The organism is Vibrio sabulosilitoris (assembly GCF_055391395.1).
The window spans coordinates 1273213-1295321 of sequence record NZ_AP029599.1; the positions used below are offsets into that span (position 1 = coordinate 1273213).

General features: G+C 50.0%; 18 protein-coding genes. 16 read left to right on the forward strand and 2 right to left on the reverse strand.

What is annotated here, in order from left to right:
• Positions 1 to 3 precede the first annotated feature (3 nt).
• The 4 genes from grpE to ACZ5R2_RS06025 all read left to right on the forward strand — a co-directional run bounded on the left by grpE (position 4) and on the right by ACZ5R2_RS06025 (position 6477).
• On the forward strand, positions 4 to 621 hold the full coding sequence (gene grpE / locus ACZ5R2_RS06010; protein ID WP_464902316.1) for a nucleotide exchange factor GrpE: 618 nt from the start codon (positions 4 to 6) through the stop codon (positions 619 to 621).
• 430 nt (positions 622 to 1051) lie between these two features.
• On the forward strand, positions 1052 to 2962 hold the full coding sequence (gene dnaK / locus ACZ5R2_RS06015; RefSeq protein ID WP_464901441.1) for a molecular chaperone DnaK: 1911 nt from the start codon (positions 1052 to 1054) through the stop codon (positions 2960 to 2962).
• Positions 2963 to 3174: 212 nt separating this feature from the next.
• On the forward strand, positions 3175 to 4317 hold the full coding sequence (dnaJ, locus tag ACZ5R2_RS06020) for a molecular chaperone DnaJ (protein ID WP_438458920.1): 1143 nt from the start codon (positions 3175 to 3177) through the stop codon (positions 4315 to 4317).
• Between the two features lie 444 nt (positions 4318 to 4761).
• Entirely contained in the window at positions 4762 to 6477 is a 1716-nt protein-coding gene (locus ACZ5R2_RS06025; protein WP_464901442.1) for an amidohydrolase, read from the forward strand.
• 34 nt (positions 6478 to 6511) lie between these two features.
• Here ACZ5R2_RS06025 and ACZ5R2_RS06030 read toward each other — a convergent pair whose 3' ends face one another.
• Positions 6512 to 7447 (reverse strand): LysR family transcriptional regulator, encoded by a 936-nt coding sequence (locus ACZ5R2_RS06030; RefSeq protein ID WP_464901443.1) that lies wholly within the window; start codon positions 7445 to 7447, stop codon positions 6512 to 6514.
• Positions 7448 to 7677: 230 nt separating this feature from the next.
• On the opposite strand from ACZ5R2_RS06030, the gene dinB reads away from it, so the two are divergent.
• Entirely contained in the window at positions 7678 to 8733 is a 1056-nt protein-coding gene (dinB, locus tag ACZ5R2_RS06035; RefSeq protein WP_464901444.1) for a DNA polymerase IV, read from the forward strand.
• A 31-nt stretch (positions 8734 to 8764) separates the two neighbouring features.
• Positions 8765 to 9505, forward strand: coding sequence for a DUF2884 family protein (locus ACZ5R2_RS06040; protein ID WP_464901445.1), 741 nt, complete (start codon positions 8765 to 8767; stop codon positions 9503 to 9505).
• 153 nt (positions 9506 to 9658) lie between these two features.
• Here the strand turns inward: ACZ5R2_RS06040 and ACZ5R2_RS06045 are convergent, their stop codons facing one another.
• A complete protein-coding gene (locus tag ACZ5R2_RS06045; RefSeq protein WP_464901446.1) occupies positions 9659 to 11131 on the reverse strand; it encodes an aminoacyl-histidine dipeptidase in 1473 nt (490 codons plus the stop codon).
• 1154 nt (positions 11132 to 12285) lie between these two features.
• On the opposite strand from ACZ5R2_RS06045, the gene ACZ5R2_RS06050 reads away from it, so the two are divergent.
• The 10 genes from ACZ5R2_RS06050 (at position 12286) to ribBA (ending at position 21976) form a co-directional block, all read left to right on the forward strand.
• Positions 12286 to 13575, forward strand: coding sequence for an NCS2 family permease (locus ACZ5R2_RS06050; protein ID WP_464901447.1), 1290 nt, complete (start codon positions 12286 to 12288; stop codon positions 13573 to 13575).
• A gap of 27 nt (positions 13576 to 13602) precedes the next feature.
• A complete protein-coding gene (gpt, locus tag ACZ5R2_RS06055; protein WP_438458915.1) occupies positions 13603 to 14067 on the forward strand; it encodes a xanthine phosphoribosyltransferase in 465 nt (154 codons plus the stop codon).
• Between the two features lie 105 nt (positions 14068 to 14172).
• On the forward strand, positions 14173 to 15459 hold the full coding sequence (frsA, locus tag ACZ5R2_RS06060; RefSeq protein WP_464902317.1) for an esterase FrsA: 1287 nt from the start codon (positions 14173 to 14175) through the stop codon (positions 15457 to 15459).
• Between the two features lie 86 nt (positions 15460 to 15545).
• The gene (gene crl, locus ACZ5R2_RS06065; RefSeq protein WP_464901448.1) at positions 15546 to 15932 is read left to right on the forward strand and encodes a sigma factor-binding protein Crl; all 387 of its coding nucleotides are present in this window, start codon (positions 15546 to 15548) and stop codon (positions 15930 to 15932) included.
• A gap of 119 nt (positions 15933 to 16051) precedes the next feature.
• Positions 16052 to 17194, forward strand: a complete 1143-nt coding sequence (gene proB, locus ACZ5R2_RS06070; protein ID WP_464901449.1) for a glutamate 5-kinase — start codon at positions 16052 to 16054, stop codon at positions 17192 to 17194.
• 17 nt (positions 17195 to 17211) lie between these two features.
• Entirely contained in the window at positions 17212 to 18462 is a 1251-nt protein-coding gene (locus ACZ5R2_RS06075) for a glutamate-5-semialdehyde dehydrogenase (RefSeq protein ID WP_464901450.1), read from the forward strand.
• Positions 18463 to 18567: 105 nt separating this feature from the next.
• Complete coding sequence (gene nrdR, locus ACZ5R2_RS06080) at positions 18568 to 19017, forward strand: transcriptional regulator NrdR (protein WP_438458911.1); 450 nt, start codon at positions 18568 to 18570, stop codon at positions 19015 to 19017.
• A gap of 11 nt (positions 19018 to 19028) precedes the next feature.
• Positions 19029 to 20171, forward strand: coding sequence for a bifunctional diaminohydroxyphosphoribosylaminopyrimidine deaminase/5-amino-6-(5-phosphoribosylamino)uracil reductase RibD (ribD, locus tag ACZ5R2_RS06085; protein ID WP_464901451.1), 1143 nt, complete (start codon positions 19029 to 19031; stop codon positions 20169 to 20171).
• Between the two features lie 14 nt (positions 20172 to 20185).
• Positions 20186 to 20839, forward strand: coding sequence for a riboflavin synthase (locus tag ACZ5R2_RS06090; RefSeq protein WP_464901452.1), 654 nt, complete (start codon positions 20186 to 20188; stop codon positions 20837 to 20839).
• A gap of 27 nt (positions 20840 to 20866) precedes the next feature.
• Positions 20867 to 21976 carry a bifunctional 3,4-dihydroxy-2-butanone-4-phosphate synthase/GTP cyclohydrolase II gene (gene ribBA / locus ACZ5R2_RS06095; RefSeq protein ID WP_464901453.1) on the forward strand — a complete coding sequence of 370 codons (1110 nt, stop codon included), beginning with the start codon at positions 20867 to 20869 and terminating at the stop codon, positions 21974 to 21976.
• The last annotated feature ends 133 nt before the right edge of the window (positions 21977 to 22109 follow it).

Genomic DNA, 22109 nt, shown 5'->3' on the forward strand with positions numbered 1-22109 from the left:
ATCATGAGCAACGAAGAAAACAAAGTAAATGAAGAAGAGCTAAAGCAGCAGGCTGCTGAGCAGGAAGTTGAATCAGAGGTTGTTGGTAGCGACGCTGATATCGAATGGAATGAAGAGAGTGCGCAAGAGGTTGAGCAGGGCGAGACCGAAGCCAAGATCGCTCAGCTAGAAGCTGCACTGCTTTCAAGCGAAGCCAAAGTACAAGAGCAAAAAGACTCGGTACTGCGCGCCAAAGCAGAAGTTGAGAACATGCGCCGCCGCACCGAGACTGAAATCGACAAAGCGCGCAAATACGCTCTAAACAAGTTCGCGGAAGAGCTGCTACCGGTTATCGATAACCTAGAGCGCGCTATCCAAGCGGCAGACACAGAAAACGAAGCAGTGAAGCCAATCCTGGAAGGTGTTGAGCTAACGCACAAGACATTCGTTGACACGGTAGCCAAGTTTGGTCTGAAAGAGATCAACCCAGAAGGCGAGAAGTTCAACCCAGAGCTTCACCAAGCGATGTCTATCCAAGAAAGCCCAGACCACGAATCAAACACCGTCATGTTCGTCATGCAAAAAGGCTACGAACTCAACGGCCGCGTGGTTCGTCCTGCGATGGTTATGGTCGCGAAATAGTCACACCATTTAAGTTATTGAGAAAGAGAGAGGTTTTGCCTCTCTCTTTTTGTTTTTAGAGGCGAGAATCGAGAGGCGAGACCGCTAACGCGCGAGGAGGTGGTTGCTTTGACCCATGAGGTAGATGATTAGCTTCCATGATCGCTTCTCTTTAGGTTTTATCTAGATGAAATGGGCACGAAAAAGCCCCAGCAACTACAAAACCACCTCGACTCTCGAATCTCGCTTCTCGCCTCTGCGGGGTTTTAACCGCTAAAATTAATTTTTTTTCGATCCAACCCTTGAAAACCCCGCTGAAGGCCTTATCTATGGTGCATACGAGAAACAAACATCTTAGTTTTTGTTTGTAATTAGGGTTGAAACCCAATTCTCCATCCCCACATAAGGGGATATAACCAAACGAAAATAGAATTTATTCGGAGATAGCCTGATGGGTAAAATCATTGGTATTGACTTAGGTACTACTAACTCTTGTGTTGCTGTTCTTGACGGTGACAAGCCACGCGTAATTGAGAACGCGGAAGGCGAGCGTACAACAGCATCAGTAATTGCATACACAGATGGTGAGACGCTGGTAGGTCAACCTGCAAAACGTCAAGCGGTTACTAACCCAACCAACACGCTATTTGCAATTAAGCGTCTAATCGGTCGTCGTTTTGAAGACGAAGAAGTACAACGCGACATCGAAATCATGCCTTTCAACATTGTGAAAGCGGACAACGGTGATGCTTGGGTTGAAGCACAAGGCCAAAAAATGGCGGCTCCTCAGGTTTCTGCTGAAGTACTGAAGAAAATGAAGAAAACTGCTGAAGACTTCCTTGGTGAGGAAGTAACTGGCGCAGTTATCACTGTACCTGCTTACTTTAACGATGCTCAGCGTCAAGCAACTAAAGATGCTGGCCGTATCGCAGGTCTAGAAGTTAAGCGTATCATCAACGAACCAACAGCGGCGGCTCTAGCTTACGGTCTAGACAAGTCAGGCGGCGATCGCACTATCGCGGTTTACGACCTTGGTGGTGGTACATTCGATATCTCTATCATCGAGATCGACGAAGTAGAAGGCGAGAAAACTTTTGAAGTTCTAGCGACTAACGGTGACACGCACCTAGGTGGTGAAGACTTCGATAACCGCATGATCAACTACCTAGTTGAAGAGTTCCAAAAAGAGCAAGGCATCGATCTTAAGAACGATCCTCTAGCGATGCAGCGTGTCAAAGAAGCAGCAGAAAAAGCGAAGATTGAGCTTTCTTCTACTACTCAAACTGACGTAAACCTACCTTACGTGACTGCAGACGCGACTGGTCCTAAGCACATGAACATCAAGGTGACACGTGCGAAGCTAGAATCTCTAGTTGAAGACCTAGTACAACGCTCTCTTGAGCCACTAAAAGTTGCTCTAGCAGACTCTGACCTATCAGTTAACGACATCACTGACGTTATCCTAGTAGGTGGTCAGACTCGTATGCCTATGGTTCAAGCGAAAGTCGCTGAGTTCTTCGGTAAAGAAGCTCGCCGTGACGTTAACCCTGATGAAGCAGTAGCAATGGGTGCTGCAGTTCAAGGTGGTGTACTAGCGGGTGAAGTGAAAGACGTACTGCTTCTTGACGTAACTCCACTGTCTCTAGGTATCGAGACAATGGGTGGCGTAATGACTAAGCTGGTTGAGAAGAACACCACTATCCCAACTAAAGCGAACCAAGTTTTCTCTACAGCAGAAGACAACCAGAACGCGGTAACTATCCACGTTCTACAGGGTGAGCGTAAGCAAGCGACTTACAACAAGTCTCTAGGTCAATTCAACCTAGAAGGCATCCAGCCTGCTCCTCGTGGCATGCCACAAATCGAAGTTACTTTCGACCTTGATGCTGATGGTATCCTACACGTATCAGCGAAAGACAAGTCGACTGGTAAAGAGCAGAAGATCACTATCCAAGCATCTGGTGGTCTGAGCGATGAAGACATCGAGAAAATGGTTCAAGAAGCAGAAGCGAACAAAGAAGCGGACAAGAAGTTCGAAGAGCTAGCGACTGCACGTAACCAAGCTGACCAAATGATTCACGGTACTCAGAAGCAGGTAGAAGAAGCGGGTGACGCTCTACCAGCAGAAGAGAAAGAGAAGATTGAAGCAGCAATCAAAGAGCTTGAAGAAGCGAAGGGCGGCGACGACAAAGAAGCTATCGACGCAAAAGTTCAAGCGCTAATGACAGCAGCTCAGAAGCTGATGGAAATCGCTCAGCAACAAGCTCAAGCGGCTCAAGGCGCTGAAGCAGGTGCAGAGCAGCCACAGCAAGACGACGTTGTTGATGCTGAGTTCGAAGAAGTTAAAGAAGACAAGAAATAATTCTTGATTCATAAGTGTTAACTTTTTAATCTTGCGGGCGTTTGGGGAGACTCATACGCCCGTATGTTTGTTGATAACCTTGTCGCTCTAGCTAAACCCTTTGCCTTAATTTATTGATAACTAAGCGCAAAAGCTTTTAGCTAGAACGATACAAACACCAGACGGTGTGGGCTTTCCCACTGTTTGCAGTAACAAATTTGGTGACGAAGAACATGTCAAAACGTGATTTTTACGAAGTATTAGGCGTTGGCCGTGATGCATCAGAGCGCGATATTAAGAAGGCGTACAAGCGCCTAGCGATGAAATTCCACCCGGATCGCAACCAGGGTGATGAGTCTGCTGCAGAAAAGTTTAAAGAAGTAAAAGAAGCGTATGAGATCCTGCTTGATCCACAGAAGAAAGCAGCGTACGACCAATACGGCCATGCGGCATTTGAGCAAGGCGGTATGGGCGGCGGTGGCTTTGGTGGCGGCGGTGCTGATTTCGGTGACATCTTTGGTGATGTATTTGGTGATATCTTCGGTGGCGGCCGCGGTCGCGGTGGTCAGCAGCGTGCTCAGCGCGGTGCCGATTTGCGCTACAACATGGAGCTATCGCTAGAAGAAGCGGTACGTGGCGTTTCGAAAGAGATTGAAGTCCCAACCCTAGTTCACTGTGATACTTGTGATGGTAGCGGCGCGAAGAAAGGCTCTAAGCCTGAGACGTGTGGCACCTGTCATGGTCACGGCCAAGTGCAAATGCGGCAAGGCTTCTTTGCAGTACAACAGACCTGTCCTACTTGTCACGGTAAAGGTAAGATCATTAAAGATCCTTGTAACGAGTGTCACGGTCAAGGTCGTAAGCAGAAGACCAAGACGCTTAACGTTAAGATCCCAGCGGGCGTGGATACCGGCGATCGCATCCGTCTATCTGGCGAGGGTGAAGCGGGAGAAATGGGCGCACCAGCGGGCGATCTGTACGTTCAAGTGCACGTGCGCGAGCACCACATCTTCGAGCGCGATGGCAACAACCTGTACTGTGAAGTACCAGTCAGCTTTGCAATGGCCGCACTGGGTGGTGAGGTTGAAGTCCCAACTCTTGATGGTCGCGTGAACCTGAAAGTGCCAACCGAAACCCAAACTGGCCGTATGTTCCGTATGCGCGGTAAAGGCGTGAAAGGCGTTCGTGGCGGCGGTGTAGGTGATCTGATTGTCAAGCTAGTGGTAGAGACACCGGTTAACCTAAGCTCACGTCAAAAAGAATTGCTGAAAGAGTTTGAAGAGTCTTGTGGTGGTGATGCGGCAACGAAGCACAAGCCAAAGGCTGAGGGTTTCTTCAACGGCGTGAAGAAGTTCTTTGATGATTTGACTAGCTAATCCTACATTAGCAAACAGTCACTGACAGTTATAAAAAACCTGCACTTTAGTGCAGGTTTTTTTTTGCCTAGCATTTTGACCCAGTGCGCAAGATCGCAAACTACAAAATCACCGGTTTAGAGAGTAGTGAGCAATAACAAAGTCGCAACACACAGTAAGTTAACTCAGAGACGCTCATCAATTAGCTTGGTTTTGGATTTGTACAGGTCAATGGGCTATAGAGGCCGAGCCTGGTCAGAGTCGAATTGGATCAATAGCGATAGTGTTAACGCGATATCGCGATTGCTCAACCCTGTCGCATAGAGAGTGAGGCCCTATTACAAGCTTGTTTTATGCTGTCACTCTAAGTGGTACTTATACCTGCTATCGATGTGATTAATTGCAGTGTTGACGATAGAAACTACACTGCACCACGTGACATACGTTAATCAATCAAGGCGATATATGAAAACCAAGTTTACGAAACACAAGTCTATGATCAAAAGCTCAATTGCGCTGAGTATTATGGCAAGCTCTTTTGCTTTTGCCGGTGAGTATGCTGACAGCATCTACTTTGGTGGCAACATTCTGACCATGGAAAGTGATCAGCCTGAGTTTGCTCAAGCTGTAGCGGTTAAAGATGGCCGCATTACCTTCGTCGGTAGCCAAGATCAGGTAAAACAGCACCAAGGCGATGACACTCGCCTAGTAAACTTGGAAGGCAAAACCATGCTGCCAGGTTTTGTTGATGGTCATAGCCACTTCCAGATCGCGGTGGAGAACGTGGCGAAGGTTGACCTGACTGCGCCACCGACGGGTGAAGTTGGCGATATGGCGACCTTGGTTGAGCGTCTTAAGACTTTCCAGAAGGAAAACAATATTCAGAAAGGTGAGTGGATCTTTGGCTGGGGCTATGATGAAAACATGCTCGCAGAAAAGCGTCACCCAAGTATTTTTGACCTTGATGAAGCGTTCCCAGATAACCCAGTGTTCATGCGCCATATCTCTCAACACGGTGCATCAATGAACTCCAAGGCACTTGAGGCTCTGGGTATCGATGAGAACTTCGAGACCCCAGACGGCGGCGTCGTGACTCGTGTTGAAGGAACCAATAAACCATCAGGGACCTTGTTTGGCACAGCGCTTTTGGCCGTGCTGAAAGAAGTTCCTGGTCTGGATGATGATATGTATCCAGAGCTTGTACGCCGCGCCCAGTATATGTATGCGCGCAATGGTTACACCTTTGCTCAAGATGGTGCTTTGCACCTTGATGAGCATATGAAAATGTTGCAAGTGGCGAACACCGAGGGCTTTGACATTGATATCGCCTCTTTGATGCTGTTTTCTGAGGTGATGAAATGGGCGAACAACCCCGACGTCAAATTCGGCGAGCTGGAAAACGGCTACAAAGTCCAAGGTATGAAGTTCGTGATGGACGGCTCTCCACAAGGTAAAACCGCTTACTTTACGACGCCGTACCTAACCGGTGGTCTTAACGGTGAAGAAGACTGGACGGGTAAACCGTATATCAGTAAGCCTGCCGCCAAGCAGATGATGGCGATTGGCTTTGAAGCGGGCGCGCAGCTGTTTGCTCATGCTAATGGTGATGCGGGCATCGATATGCTGCTCGATATTATTGATGAGTTTGAGATGACCGCAGAAGACGATCACCGCTCAGTGGTGATCCACTCGCAGTTTATGCGTCCAGAGCAGCTCGAGCGTTACGTTGAACTAGGCATGACACCAAACTTCTTTACCGCGCACACCTGGTTGTGGGGTGATGCTCACTTGCAAAACCGTGGTGAGAAAGAGCCGCACTTTATCAGCCCTGTTAAAGCGGCGCTTGATCATGGCTTAGTCTACTCTAACCAATCTGATTACCCGGTAACGCCGCTGGATACTCGTATCCAACTGTGGAGTGCAATGGAGCGAACCACACTCAATGGCAAGGTACTAGGAGCTGATCAGCGTGTTGATGCCTACACCGCGCTTCAGGGCATCACCTCAGGTCCAGCTTGGCAGCACTTTGAAGAGCACAACCGCGGCATGATCAAAGAGGGCCTGATGGCGGACTTCGTAGTGCTTGACATCAACCCAATCGAAGCGACCTCTGAAGAGATTCGTCAAATGCAAGTACTGACCACAATCAAACAAGATGAAGTGATCTTTGAGAAAAAATAATTAGCGTCTTTAAGCACGCGCTAGAGTGAGCCGCCTATTTTGGGCGGCTTTTTTCGTTGGTTTGAGTCATTATTTCAATAATGGCTCGGCGGATAAACTGATGCAGCTTATCCTGGTGTGAGCGGCTGTGCCAGTAACAGTAAACCGTTTGCTTGCTCCCCATCGGCAGCAGACGCATTTCCATCGCTCGCTCACTAGCGAGTCCGTCAGCAATTCGGTCCGTGATCAGGCCGACACAGTCATTTTGCGCGATGCATTCCGCCATGACGGAGAAGTTACTGGTTTTGAGCGCAAAATGACGCTCGACTCCCAACTCTCGAGCAATCTTATCAACTTCTGTTTCGATTGACTCGGAGCTGGACAGGCGAACATGGGGAAAGTCGAATACCTGTTCGATAAGCTGTTCTGGAGCGAGTGTGGCAAGGGGGTGACCTTTGCGCATCAAAACCCCAATCGCTATTTTTCCCAGCTCATAGCCGTGAATATTGGCTGAGAGGCGTGACATTGGGTTGACGGCAATATCAATCTCACCTCGCTCGAGTTGCTCACGGACATTGGGGTTCCACTCGCATTGTTCTATGGTAACCCCCGGCGCTTCTTGAGCTAACTTGGCTAACAGTTGAGGTAATATTCGCGATGCGGGATAGTCTAAGATAGCAATGCGGATCACCCGTTTGACTTGAACAAGGTCGACCTCGGCTTCAAATAAAGTCCACTCTAATTGCTCCAGGATATCACCGAGAGTTCGAGATAGCTCGGTTGCGCGCTCAGTGAGGTGCATTGTTTTACCCGTGGCAATGAGCAAAGGATCATCCAATTGTTGTCTTAACTTTCCGAGATGGTAACTGACATTGGCTTGCGTAATGCCGAGTATCTCTGCAACTTTGGTGGTGTTTTGATGCCTAAGTAGCAAAGACAAGATTCGAAGGGATCGCAAATCGATTTGCTGCAGTCGCTCGTGTTGAGACATAGCATCATCGCCTTGATGGGTTGTTAATAACCGGGCAAAGTTAACACTTTCCGAGCAGATAGACAAAGTTTGACAGGGCTGAGCCTGGCCAAGGATATCGCTTGGACCAACGGCGAATAGAGACTGCTTGAGGCGTTGCTCAGGACAAATGGTACTGTTAATATATACAGTTATCGAAGAGCTTTTTTTTTTCTATCTTCCGTTCAGAGAGCCAGTATAGATTCAACCCTATGACGCGAAAAATCATTCATATCGATCTTGACTGTTACTATGCCGCGGTTGAGATGAGAGACAATCCAGAGCTACGTGATATTCCGCTGGCGATCGGTGGCTCACAAGATCGGCGTGGCGTTATCTCTACGTGCAACTATATTGCGCGCAAATTCGGTGTTCGCTCGGCGATGGCCACGGCGCATGCGCTCAAGCTGTGCCCGAATCTGACGGTGATCCCTGGTGATATGGCCAAATACAAGGCGGTATCGCGCCAAATCCATGCTATTTTCTCACGTTATACGGACTTAATTGAGCCGCTTTCTCTCGATGAGGCTTATTTGGACGTGACGGATTCGACGCTGTTTCATGGCTCCGCCACCCTGATTGCCGAAGATATCCGCAAGGCGATTGAGACTGAGCTCAATCTGACGGCCAGTGCCGGGGTGGCACCTATCAAGTTTGTTGCTAAGGTGGCCTCGGATGTGAATAAGCCCAATGGGATCTGTGTTGTTCCCCCTGATAAGCTGCAGGGATTTATCGATGACTTGCCCCTGGAGCGCATCCCTGGGGTGGGTAAGGTGTCGCTGGAGAAGCTGCACAAAGCGGGGTTGTATAAGTGTCGCGATGTGACTGCACGTAGCCAGGCGGAGGTGATCCGCCAGTTTGGCCGTCTTGGCGCTTCGCTGTGGAATCGCAGCCATGGGATTGATCGCCGCTCAGTCGAGACCCATCGTGAGCGTAAGTCGGTTGGGGTTGAGCGCACCTTAGTCACCGATATCTTTGATTATCAGCAGTGCTGGACCCTGATTGAAGAGACCCTGTTTCCCGAGCTTGAGCGGCGCCTTGCACGCCACAGCGAGCACGGCGCGATCGCCAAACAAGGCATCAAGCTCAAGTTCGCCGATTTTCAGCTCACGACGATTGAGCATCAACATAATCAGATTGATCTGCAGGACTTTAAGCCGCTGCTCAAGGAGATCCTCGAGCGGCAGAAAGGGCGTGGTATTCGTTTGATTGGCCTGAACGTGACTCTCAAACCTCAGGCTGACACACAGCAACTGTCTTTGATTTAGTCTTGAATGAGAGCAATAAGGAGAGCAGATAATGAAAGGAAAACAATGGGCGCTGCTGCTGATGGTGCCAAGCTTGGCTACCGCGCAGTGCCGAGTGGATATTAATAACGAGGTGCACATTAAGGGTGATACGCTTGAGATTGTGCAGTCGGAAACACACAAGCTGGTGGTCGATGGTGACGATCAGTTAGCGGTCGAAGGGGAAATATTGCCTTTAACACCAGAGCAGCGCCAAGCCTTGAGTGATTACAAGCAGCGCCTGTCTGAGTATGGGCCGAAGGTGAAACAACTGACCGACGATGGCTTGGCCATGGCCTTAGAGGTGGTGGATGAGGTGGCGCAGGCGCTCGATGATCCCGACGCCTTTGATAACCTTAAAAGCTCGATGAGAGAGTACTTTGCGGGCCTAGAACAGCGCTATTACAGTGAGGGTGAGTATTCACTACCCAAGGTGGAATACGATGATTTTGTCGCTCAGTGGCAGGAAGAGTTAGATAAAGCTAAAGCCCTGTTTACCAGCGAATTCTTCAGTGATGCGTTCACGGCGATGTCGGAAAAAATGCAGCTCGAGGGCGGGATTAATCTGACTCAGATGGCTGAAGAGATGGGTGAGTTGAAAGATAAGCTTGAGGCGCGATTGAAGGCGCATCGTGAGCAGCTTCGAGAAGATCAGAGGGCTTTGTGTGAGGAGCTGGAGGGGCTGAAAGAGGATGAGGAAGCCTTGCACCTTAAAATCCCGCAATTGGAGAATTATCGCGTGTTTACTATTTAGCGGTTTGCGGGATAGAGGCGAGAGTCGAGAAGCGAGAGGCGAGGGGTTTTGAGCACTCTGAGAGTGTGGGTGCTTAAAATAGGCTTTTTCGTTGGAAATCGGATGTTTGACAAGGCAGAGCGGGGCTCTGCCTTGATTGGTTTTGGGTGATGGTTAGGCTTTGGCTGGGATGGCGGCTAGGAGGGCGACCATTTGTTGCCAGAATAGGTCGACGGTGTCGATCTTGACCTTTTCATCTGGTGAGTGTGGGAACTTGATGGTTGGGCCGAAAGAGACCATGTCCATCTCTGGGTAAGGCTTCTTAAACAGGCCACACTCAAGACCGGCGTGGATGACCATGATATTTGGCTTATTGCCGTAGATGTCTTGGTACATGTCACGGAAGATGGCCATGATCTGTGAGTCTGCGTCTGGCTTCCAGCCAGGGTAGGCGCCGCCGAAGGTCATCGTCGCGCCTGCCAGCTCTGCCACTGAGTTAAGTGTCCCTTCAACCTGCTCGCGACCTGAGTCAATCAATGAGCGGATTAAGCACAACACAGTGATCTTGTCACCTTCAGTGGTGATCACGCCAACGTTGAGTGAGGTCTCAACCACACCCTCAATCTCATCACTCATACGCACCACGCCATTCGGACTGGCATTAAGCGCGGCAACGAAGCGGGCTTGGTCAGCAACAGACAGGACCTGTTGCGTGGTTTCTAGCGTTTCATTGAAGCTGACGATGTCGGTTTCAACGCGGCCAAGCTCTTGTGATAGCAGCGCGGTGTAAGCGTCAAAGCGCTCAGCCAATAGCGCTTGGTTTTCAGCAGGTAGCGCGACAGTGATGAAGGCTTCGCGTGGAATCGCGTTGCGCAGGCTGCCGCCACGGAATTCAATTAGGCGCAGGTCTAGCTCGCCAGCGTGCGCAGCAAGAAAGCGTGCGACAAGCTTGTTGGCATTGCCGCGACCGGTGTGGATATCACAGCCAGAGTGGCCACCTTTCAGGCCTTTTAGTGTTAGCTGACGAGTTACAAAACCCGCAGGAAGCGCTTCACGCTGGACATCAAAGGTCATCGCACCATCAATACCACCAGCGCAGCCCATGTACACCTCACCCTCTTGCTCTGAGTCAGTGTTGAGCAGGATATCGCCCTCAAGCCAACCTGACTCAAGACCGAAAGCACCGGTCATGCCTGCTTCTTCATCGATAGTCAGTAGTACTTCAATCGGACCGTGTGCGATATCATCCGCGTCTAGCACCGCCAAGCATGATGCCATACCGATACCATTATCAGCACCCAGTGTGGTGCCATCAGCGGTTAGCCACTCACCATCAATGTAAGGGCGGATTGGGTCGGTCTCGAAGTTGTGCTGGGTGTCTTCATTTTTCTGCGGCACCATATCGATGTGTGCTTGCAGAACCACGCCTTTACGATCTTCCATGCCCGGTGTTGCTGGCTTTTTAATGAATACGTTGCCTGTCTGGTCGCGTTTGACCTCAAGGCCTTTACCCGTTGCCCACTCAACAATATGTTGGGCTAGCGCCTCTTCGTGCTTAGACGGGTGGGGGATCGAGCAGATGGTCGCGAAGAAAGGCCAAATTGGGTTATTGGTCTGGGTTTGAATCTGAGTGAGGAAGTCTGTCACGGTGTGCTCCTTAAAAGACTGGATAAGGGGAAGTGCTAGCAACCTTGGTTTTTTATTGGCAGCGACGCGCTGCATTAACAGCCACGAGCTGATTTAATGGTTGAATACACTGAGCTTTACTTGAGGGCTAGCATATCACTCCAGCAGGCGCTGTCCAACTTTGGCATGCACTGTCAGGGCGTCGGGCAAGTTAAAAGGCGTGATTTTGTGTAATTTACTTACATAAATTAATGATATGGCGACATATTAGTCAAATTTACACTTTATTGATGAGTTTTGATTGTAATAAATTTTCAAAATGATATATTTGATCACGTTGCTTAGGCAGCGAAAAATGCTCACAGGACGAGCCCGATTTATCGCCTCCAAGGAACCGAGAAATCACTTAATTTAAACGATTGATTTATAGGTGATAGCGATGAAAGGTTTATCTTTTGCAATGTTTTGGAACAACATGGGCGTTTATTCCGCTAACTTTGCATACCCAACAAGCTTTGGATTCTAAGCTTGTTACTCGAACATCTTGTTCACCCCCGATTTTTTTAGAAATTTTATTGCAACCTACGTTTAGGTTGATTGATTCTACCGCCACTCGTTTTTTACGAGTGGCGTTTTTTTTATCCCCTATGGGGAGAGTCGAGAGGCGAGATCGCGTTGCTGCGAGAGGCGAGGGGGGCCTGTGCGCACCTTCTGCTAATTGTGCCTACCCAATCAGTTTTGAATTTCTACCGGTGAATTCAAATATCTTGCTCCTTCCCTTTAGGGCAGACGAGAAGCGAGATCACGGTGCTGCGAGAGTCGAGACTGTCACAGCGCGCTGGTAACAACCTCGCATCTCGCCTCTCGTCTCTCGCTTCTGCTCTTAAGTTGGTGTTTTTATCAATGTAATCCTTTGCATTAACGTGCTAAAGGTTTGGATATTTTTCAATGGTACGTTTTTTGCGCATTACGTCTTTATTGAATTACTAATTTAAATAAATGAATTCATTGGTGAATATTTGCCTGCATGACTTTTGTGAGTAACTGTTTTATTGATAAATATTAAGTTTTCTTTACTTTAAATTGTTTTGGCAGTGGAATTTGCAATTTGATGACTTTATAATTCGCACAATCGTTTACGCAATCGTTTACTTTTCCGATAAAGGATAAATAAAATGTTCGAAAAGCTGTTTAAACTCAGTGAAAATGGCACTAACGTTCGCACCGAGGTTATTGCAGGTATCACTACCTTCCTGACCATGGCGTACATCATTTTTGTTAACCCAGCAATCCTAGCTGACGCGGGCATGGACCGTGGGGCAGTCTTCGTGGCGACTTGTTTGGCCGCGGCAATTGGCTGTTTCATCATGGGCTTTATTGCTAACTACCCAATTGCACAGGCGCCGGGTATGGGGCTGAATGCCTTCTTTACCTATGCGGTTGTTCTGGGTATGGGTTATACCTGGCAGGTCGCACTGGCAGCGGTGTTTGTTTCGGGTATCTTATTTATCCTGCTAAGTGTGTTTAAGATTCGTGAGTGGATCATTAATTCGATTCCACTGTCGCTGCGCACGGGCATCTCTGCCGGTATTGGCTTGTTTTTGGCGTTTATTGCGCTAAAAAATGCCGGTATTGTAGTTGATAACCCAGCGACTCTGGTTCAATTGGGTGACATCACGTCAGTTCAATCGGCGCTGGCTGCATTTGGCTTCTTTTTGACGATTGCGCTGGTACATCGCGGCTTTAAAGGTGCGGTAATGATCGCCATCCTAGCGGTGACCCTACTCGGCATTATCGTGGGTGACGTTCAATGGGGCGGCGTTATGTCAACGCCACCAAGCATTGCACCAACCTTTATGCAGCTTGATTTCTCTGCCGTGTTTGAAGTGGGCATGATCTCGGTTGTGTTTGCGTTCTTGTTCGTTGACCTGTTCGATACGGCGGGCACCTTGGTTGGCGTAACGCAAAAAGCCAACCTAATGGACAAAGATGGCAAGATCCCACGCCTAAACCGCGCGCTATTGGCTGACTCAACCGCGACGTCTATCGGTGCGGTACTGGGTACCTCAAGCACCACCTCTTACATTGAGAGTGCGTCTGGTGTCGCTGCGGGTGGTCGTACTGGTCTAACTGCCGTGGTTGTTGGTGTGTTGTTCTTACTGGCACTGTTCTTCTCGCCTTTGGCGGGTATGATTCCAGCATACGCAACCGCAGGGGCATTGTTCTACGTTGCGATTCTAATGATGTCAGGTCTTGTGAGCGTTGATTGGCGTGACCTGACTGAAGCAGCACCCGTTGTGGTGACTTGCTTGCTAATGCCACTCACTTTTTCCATTGCGGAAGGTATTACGCTAGGCTTTATTTCGTACGCTGTGATCAAGACCATGAGTGGCAAAGGTCGTGATGTATCAATCAGTGTATGGGTTATGTCGGCAATCTTCGTTGTGAAATACATCGTTGGTTAACACCACAGTAAATATTAGGTTTGAATAATGAGTAATAAATTCATCATCACTTGGGACAACATGCAGAACTACTGTCGTCAACTGGCTGAGAAGCAGATGCCAGCTGAGCAGTGGAAAGGCATTATCGGCGTAAGCCGCGGTGGTCTGGTTCCGGCTGCGATCCTAGCGCGTGAGCTAGGCATTCGTTACGTAGATACCGTGTGTATCTCAAGCTACGATCACGACCATCAGCGTGACATGAGCGTACTAAAAGCGCCTGAGCACGACGGTGAAGGTTTCCTAATCGTTGATGATTTGGTCGACAGTGGCGACACCGCACGCAAGATCCGCGAGATGTACCCGAAAGCGAAACTCATTACGGTATGTGCTAAGCCTGCTGGTGCTGAGCTGGTTGATGAGTACATTGTTGACATTCCACAAGACACGTGGATTGAGCAACCTTGGGATATGACTATCCAGTACATCGAGCCAATCAACCGTAAGCACAAGTAATCTTACATTGATAGTTTGAAACAAAAAGCTCCGCGTCCAGCGGAGCTTTTTTTTTGAGGAGAATGTACTATGGTTGCTAGTATTTAGATGAGTATTCCCTCCATTATGTCCAAAGATCCTCAGCAACCTGCGAGCGCAGGTGAAGAACAAAAATCATCAACCAACAACCTATCTGAGAAGCTGTTTACCCAGCATAAGCAAGCCAAAGAGACATCAGGGCTGACCAACTACCTGCCTAACGACCAGCAGTGGCTCGATGAACGCCACGAGTCTGAGCAGGCCAGTTGGTATCGCAGCTTGCGCCGTATGCAGTGGATCTGGCAGGGGGTTGACCCGGTTGATTTAGAGGAAGTGTTGGCAAGGATCGCCAGTTCAACCCACTCACGCACCAACGATGATTGGTTGGATACCGTGATGGGGTATCGCTCGGGTAACTGGGCCTATGAGTGGACCAAGCTTGGTGCTCGTTATCAAAAGCAAGCCGCTGAATTAGAGGGAGAGCAGAGTGCCGACCGCTCCTTTGCCGCTTCCCTATGTTATTCGATTGCTGGTTACCCACACCTGAAAAACGACAATCTATCGCTGCAAGCCCAAGTCCTGGCAAATACGGCGTATGATGAGGGCGCGAAGGCGACCAGCAATTATATCCGCACAATTAAGATCCCGTTTAAAAAGCGTGAGATTGAGGCGCGTCTGCACGTGCCGCATACCCAAGAGCCGTTTCCTGTCGTGGTGGTCAGTGCAGGGCTAGACTCGCTGCAGACTGACCTGTGGCGCCTCTACCGTGATTATTTGCGCCCGCGTGGAATTGGTATGGTCACCGTGGATATGCCGTCAGTCGGTAGCTCAAGCCACTGGACCCTGAGTGAAGATAGTTCAGAGATCCATAAGGCGGTGGTCGAGCACCTACCCAATCTTCCTTGGGTCGCGCACAACCGGGTTGGTCTGCTTGGCTTTCGTTTTGGTGGTAATGCGATGGTGCGTTTGTCGTTCCTTGAGCAAGAGAAAGTACGCGCCTGTGTGTCTTTAGGGGCACCAATCCACAAGGTATTGTCCTCGCCAGAGAGCATCAAGGCGATGCCGAAGGTTTATCTGGATATGCTGGCGTCACGCTTGGGTAAGACCATGGTGGATATCTCTTCGCTGAGCTTCTTTATGATGAAATGGTCGCTCAAAGTTCAAGGTATTATCAATACCCGCCGTACCAAGGTACCGATTTTGGCCATTAGCATGGAAAACGATCCTATCTGCCCGGCTTCTGATAATCAGTTGGTGGCGATGTACAGCCTTGGTGGTAAGGCAAAGACAGTGAAATCCGCTAATATTTCTCAGGGTTATGAACAATCACTCGAAATGGCGATAAAATGGTTGGAAAATGAACTTTTGAAGTGACTTTGTTGTGAAATTGTTGAATGATAGTTAAGTAACAAGATGTTACAGACTGGCATAGACAACAATAAAAGGCAGAGGAGTTCTCAATGTCTGAAGTGACAAAAGGCCCAACTCATTACCGTTTGCTTTCTGCGTTTAAGGCCATCGGACCTTACCTCAGAGAGCAAGAGTGTACCAAGCAACAGTTTCTATTCGATTGTCTCGCTGCGTGTGTTGATGACGCTAAATCGCCTGAAGAGCGCGAGTTCTGGGGTTGGTGGCTGACACTCAGTGTCGAGGAAGGTAGTTTCGTCGCCAAATATCACAAAGGTCGTTACACCCTCGCAGGTGAATGGAAGGAAGAGGCTGTGCCGACTAAGGCCGAATCAGAGGTTAGTCGTACTCAGGCAAGCTTTCACACTAAGCTGATTGAGGCGCTAGACAAATTCTCACTTGAAGTGACGCTCGATGAAGAATCCCACGTATTTGTTTAATTAATTGTGTTGATTTAACTGAAAAAGGTGCCAATGGCACCTTTTTCTTGTTTATTGGTGGATTGATTGTTAAAACAATGAGTCCACCAATAAACAGTGATTGATGTGAATTAAACATTATGAAAGCGACGCAGCAGCAACAGATTGCTGAAAACAAACAGACGATTGTCGTCAAACTGGGTACCAGTGTCCTCACCGGGGGCACACAAGCGCTGGATCGCGCTCATATGGTAGAGTTGGTTCGCCAATGCGCACAGCTAAAGCAGCAAGGCCACCAAGTGGTTTTGGTCTCTTCTGGCGCGATTGCCGCAGGTCGAGAGCACCTGAACTACCCCAAACTCCCCAATGCGATGGCAACCAAACAACTGTTGGCTGCAGTCGGTCAGAGTCAATTGATCCAAACCTGGGAGGCCTTGTTTGGTATCTATGGCATCAAGATAGGTCAGATGTTGCTGACACGCGCCGATTTAGAGGATCGCGAGCGCTTTCTCAATGCGCGTGACACCATCCAGGCACTAGTCGAAAACGATATTGTGCCGGTAGTAAACGAAAATGATGCGGTAGCGACAACCGAGATCAAGGTTGGGGACAACGATAACCTCTCCGCTTTAGTCGGCATTTTATGCAGTGCAGACAAGCTGCTGCTTCTCACAGACCAAACCGGGCTATTTACCGCCGATCCGCGCAAAGACCCGAACGCCGAACTGATTAAAGAAGTAAAGACCATTGATGCCACGCTGCGCAAGATTGCCGGCGGCAGTGGCACCAACCTAGGCACGGGCGGTATGGCCACCAAGTTGCAGGCGGCTGATGTTGCGCGCCGTGCGGGCATCGAGGTGATCATCGCTGCGGGCAGTGCGCCGAATGTGGTATTTGATGCGCTGAGTGACGAACCGCATGGCACCCGTTTCTTGCCTTGTACCGAGGCATTGGAAAATCGCAAGCGCTGGATCTTAGCCGGTCCCTCGGCCACTGGCGATATCGTCATCGACCAGGGGGCAGTTAAGGCACTTAGTGATACTGGCAGTAGCCTTTTGGCGAAGGGCGTCACCCACATCAGCGGCACCTTCTCTCGTGGTGATGTGGCGCAGGTGGTGAGTGCGCAGGGTGAGCTGGTTGCGAAGGGGATTGTCAGCTACTCAAGCCAAGACCTTGGTAAATTGATTGGCAAACACAGTAAAGATTTTATCTCGATTCTCGGCTATGACTACGGTGCAGAAGTGATCCACCGTGATGATCTGGTCTTGATTCAGGAACAGTAAATTTAAGGATTACCAGTATGGATTTAACCCTCATGGGCCAGGCGGCCAAACAAGCAGCCTTCGAACTGGCGACAGCATCAACCCAGCAGAAAAACCGCGCATTGGCGCTGATCGCCGATGAGCTTGAAGCCAATGAAGCGACCATCTTGGCAGCCAATGGTAAGGATATCGCACTTGGACGCGAGGCAGGCCTTAGTGAGGCCTTGCTTGACCGCTTGCTGCTTAACTCAGACCGCCTTCAAGCCATCGCCAATGATGTGCGCAATGTGATCAGCTTAAATGACCCGGTTGGCAGCGAAATTGACAGTAAAGTGCTTGAGAACGGCATGTCACTTGCCCGCCGCCGCGTGCCACTGGGCGTGGTTGGTGTGATTTACGAAGCTAGACCCAATGTAACGATTGATATCGCGGCATTGTGCCTGAAAACCGGCAACGCAAGCATTCTGCGTGGCGGTAAAGAGACTTTCTTCTCTAATATGGAACTGGTGAAGATCATTCAATCAGCCCTGGCTAAAGCAGAGCTACCTGGGGCATCAGTGCAGTACATTGAAAAGCCAGATCGTGAGCTGGTTTCTCAGCTGCTCAAACTGGACGAGTATGTGGATATGATTATCCCGCGTGGTGGGGCTGGTCTACACAAGATGTGCAAGGAGAACAGTACTATTCCCGTGATCATTGGTGGTTTTGGTATCAGCCACATCTTTGTTGATGACAGTGCCGATGTTGATAAGTCGCTGCTGGTGATTGAGAACTCGAAGGTGCAGCGTCCATCGGCGTGTAACTCGCTAGATACGCTACTAGTGCATCAGAGTGTGGCAGCCGAGCTGCTACCAAAGCTGGCGAATAAGCTCTCTGGGCGCGTGGCGTTTGTGGCCGATGGCTCGGTTGGGGATTTATTGGCTGCGGCAAAAGACGTACGCGAGGCGCAAGCCGGGGATTTTGATACCGAGTGGTTAAGCTATACCCTGGGTGTTAAGGTGGTGACGGATGTTCATGCGGCGATCGATCATATGCGTGAGCATAATGCCAGCCATTCGGATGCGATCATGACCAATTCGCTGCAAAATGCTGAGCGGTTTATCAACTCGGTGGGCTCTGCCGCGGTGTATGTCAATGCCTCGACGCGCTTTACCGATGGCGCGCAGTTTGGTCTTGGTGCGGAAGTGGCAGTATCAACCCAGAAGCTGCATGCCCGTGGCCCAATGGGGCTTGAAGAGCTGACCAGCTACAAGTGGGTGGGTAAAGCCGACTATCTAGCACGTAGCTAAGTCACAAACTTATCGCTTGCGTTGAAAAAAGGGACCACTCGGTCCCTTTTTCTTTTCCTCAAGCAGGCAATTCCGCTACACTAGTCCGGTTAATTTGGAGGTGATATGCATTGTCCTTTTTGCTCAGAAAACGATACTAAGGTGATTGATTCACGCTTAGTTGCCGATGGCCATCAAGTGCGCCGTCGCCGCCAGTGTTTGGCGTGCAGTGAGCGATTTACCACATTCGAGACCGCGGAGTTGGTGATGCCGAAAATCATCAAGACCAACGGGAATCGTGAACCCTTTAATGAAGATAAGATGGTCGGTGGGTTGCAGCGTGCGCTAGAGAAGCGCCCTGTGCCGGCTGATGCGGTTGAGCTGGCGATCAGCATGATCAAGTCGAAGCTGCGCGCCACCGGTGAGCGCGAAGTGCCGAGCGAAATGGTCGGTAACTTGGTGATGGAACAGCTCAAGGAACTGGATAAGGTTGCCTACATTCGATTCGCTTCAGTGTATCGTAGTTTTGAAGATATTCGCGAGTTTGGTGAAGAGATCGCTAAACTCGAAGATTAAGGAGCGAGGGAATGGTCCCTTTTACGTCATTGGACTATGACATGATGAGTCGCGCCATTAAGCTTGCTTGGCGCGGTCGCTTCACCACCGCACCCAACCCCAATGTTGGCTGCGTGATTGTTAAAGATGGTGTAGTTGTTGGTGAGGGCTATCATCAACGCGCCGGTGAGCCACATGCCGAGGTGCATGCGATGCGTGCGGCGGGTGAAAAGGCCAAAGGGGCCACCGCTTACGTCACGCTTGAGCCCTGCTCACACTTTGGCCGCACACCACCGTGCGCCAAGGGATTGATAGAAGCGGGCGTTGCGAAGGTGGTCTGTGCCATGGCAGACCCAAACCCTCAAGTCGCGGGTCGTGGTTTTAAAATGCTCGAAGACGCGGGTGTTGAGGTGCTGGTGGGTCTTCTCGAGCACGAGTCCGAGCAACTGAATCGCGCCTTTCTCAAGCGAATGAGAACAGGCCTACCCTTTATTCAGCTCAAGATGGCTGCCAGTCTGGATGGTCAAACCGCTCTAGCAAATGGGGTTAGCCAATGGATCACCGGCAGCAAAGCGCGCCGCGATGTGCAGCGCTACCGCGCTCAGGCAGGTGCGATCCTCTCTACTAGCCAGACCGTGATTGCCGATAATGCCTCACTCAATGTGCGCGCTACCGAGCTTGATACCGATACGCTAGCAGCAATTGAGCCACAGCCAGTGCGCCAGCCGCTGCGTGTGATCCTTGATCGTCAAGCTAGTTTAACCCAAGAGCTCAAACTGTTTGATGTTGAGGGTGAACTGCTGGTATTAACCGCGCAGCAGCAGTCATTGTTGAGCGATGAACAGTTTGACCTTGAGCAGGTGTGTCGTTATCTCGCCAAAGAGCATAACGTCAACCACCTTTGGGTTGAGGCGGGTGCGACGCTTGCCAGTGGCTTTATTCAGGCAGAGTTGGTCGATGAGCTAATCGTCTATTTAGCGCCTAAGATTATGGGAAGTGATGGACGCGGTCTGTTTGGCGCATTGGGCCTTGAACAGATGAGTGAGACCATTGAGCTTGAATTCAGTGATGTGCGCCTGGTTGGCGACGATCTGCGCATTGTGGCTCAACCGAGTGCGGCCCAACCCAAGCGACATGCTGAGCCAAAAAACGCATCGCCTAAACCGAACAGATAGAAGAAAGAAGCAGGATGTTTACAGGAATTATTGAAGCTGTTGGGACGCTGACGGCGATCCAACAGAAAGGTGAAGATATTAGTATCACCGTTGAGGTGGGTAAGCTGGATATGGCCGACGTCAAACTCGGTGATAGCATTGCCACCAACGGTGTGTGTTTAACCGTCACGCACTGCTCCGAGAGCAGCTACAGCGCTGATTTGTCGGTTGAAACCTTAAATAAAACCGGCTTTGTTGATTACCAAGTTGGTGGTAAGGTCAACCTAGAAAAGGCGATGCTGCCGACCACCCGCTTTGGGGGGCATATCGTCTCAGGCCACGTCGATGGTGTGGGCACGATTGTCGAGCGCACACCGTCAGGTCGCGCGATTGACCTTTGGGTTGAGATGCCAGCAGATCTCGAAAAATACGTCGCAGAAAAAGGCTCCATCACGGTTGATGGCATCAGCTTGACCGTCAATGACGTGCGCGATAAAGCCTTTAAGCTGACGATTATTCCACATACCTCAGACGAGACCACGATTGAAGAGTTTCAGGTCGGGCGTAAGGTTAACCTTGAGGTGGATGTGCTCGCGCGCTACATGGAGCGCTTGATGAGCAAGCAGGCTAGCGAGCAGCCGCAATCACGCCTGACCATGGAATTCCTACAACAAAATGGCTTTGCATAAGCCGACAAACAATAAAGGGTAGATAAGATGCCGATTAGCACGCCGCAAGAAATCATTGAAGATATTCGCTTGGGTAAAATGGTTATCCTGATGGATGACGAAGACCGCGAGAATGAGGGTGACCTGATCATGGCCGCCGAGCACATTACGCCGGAATCCATTAACTTTATGGCGACGCATGGCCGTGGCTTGATCTGTCTGACCATGACTCAAGAGCGCTGTCGTCGTCTAGGTCTACCACCGATGGTGCAAGACAACAATGCTCAGTACACCACCAACTTTACTGTATCAATTGAAGCGGCAGAGGGCGTAACGACCGGTATCTCTGCAGCTGACCGCGCGCGCACCGTGCAAGCGGCAGTGGCGAAGGACGCGAAAGCGGCGGACCTAGTTCAACCTGGGCATATCTTCCCTCTATCGGCTCAAGATGGTGGCGTACTGACACGTGCTGGTCACACTGAAGCGGGCTGCGATCTTGCGCGCCTTGCAGGCTGTGAGCCAGCTTCGGTGATTGTTGAGATCCTCAATGACGACGGCACTATGGCACGTCGCCCTGATCTTGAAGTGTTCGCTGAGAAGCACGACATTAAGCTTGGTACTATCGCGGACTTGATTGAATATCGTAACAATACTGAAACGACCATTGAGCGCGTAGCGACTTGCCGCCTGCCGACCGAGTTTGGTGAGTTTGAACTGGTAACCTACCGCGATACCATCGATAACGAAGTGCACTATGCGATGTGTAAAGGCGATCTGACTGGCGAGCCACCATTGGTGCGCGTGCACTTACTGGATGTGTTTACCGACTTGCTGCACAGCGATCGCAATGCAGAGCGCAGTTGGTCTCTCGATCAGGCGATGCAGCGTATCGGTAAAGAAGGTGGCGTTTTGGTGGTCTTGGGCCACGAAGAATCGACCGACCTACTTATCCACCGCGTGAAGATGTTTGAAGCGCAAGATAAGGACGAGGCTCCGACCCTGGCGAAGAAGCAAGGCACCTCACGCCGCGTGGGTGTAGGCTCACAAATCCTGGCGGATCTCGGCGTGCATGATATGCGCTTGCTATCGTCAACCAATAAGAAGTATCACGCGTTGGGTGGCTTTGGCCTTAACGTGGTTGAGTACGTCTGCGAATAATCTGAAATTAAATCTGGCTGACGACGCGCAGCAATGACCAAGTGATGACTATACTGGTGTCTGTTAGGTCAATTTAAGCCGTCGTCGACCGTTATCCAATCTGTATTCGCCGGACACCAATTTTCCATTAGAT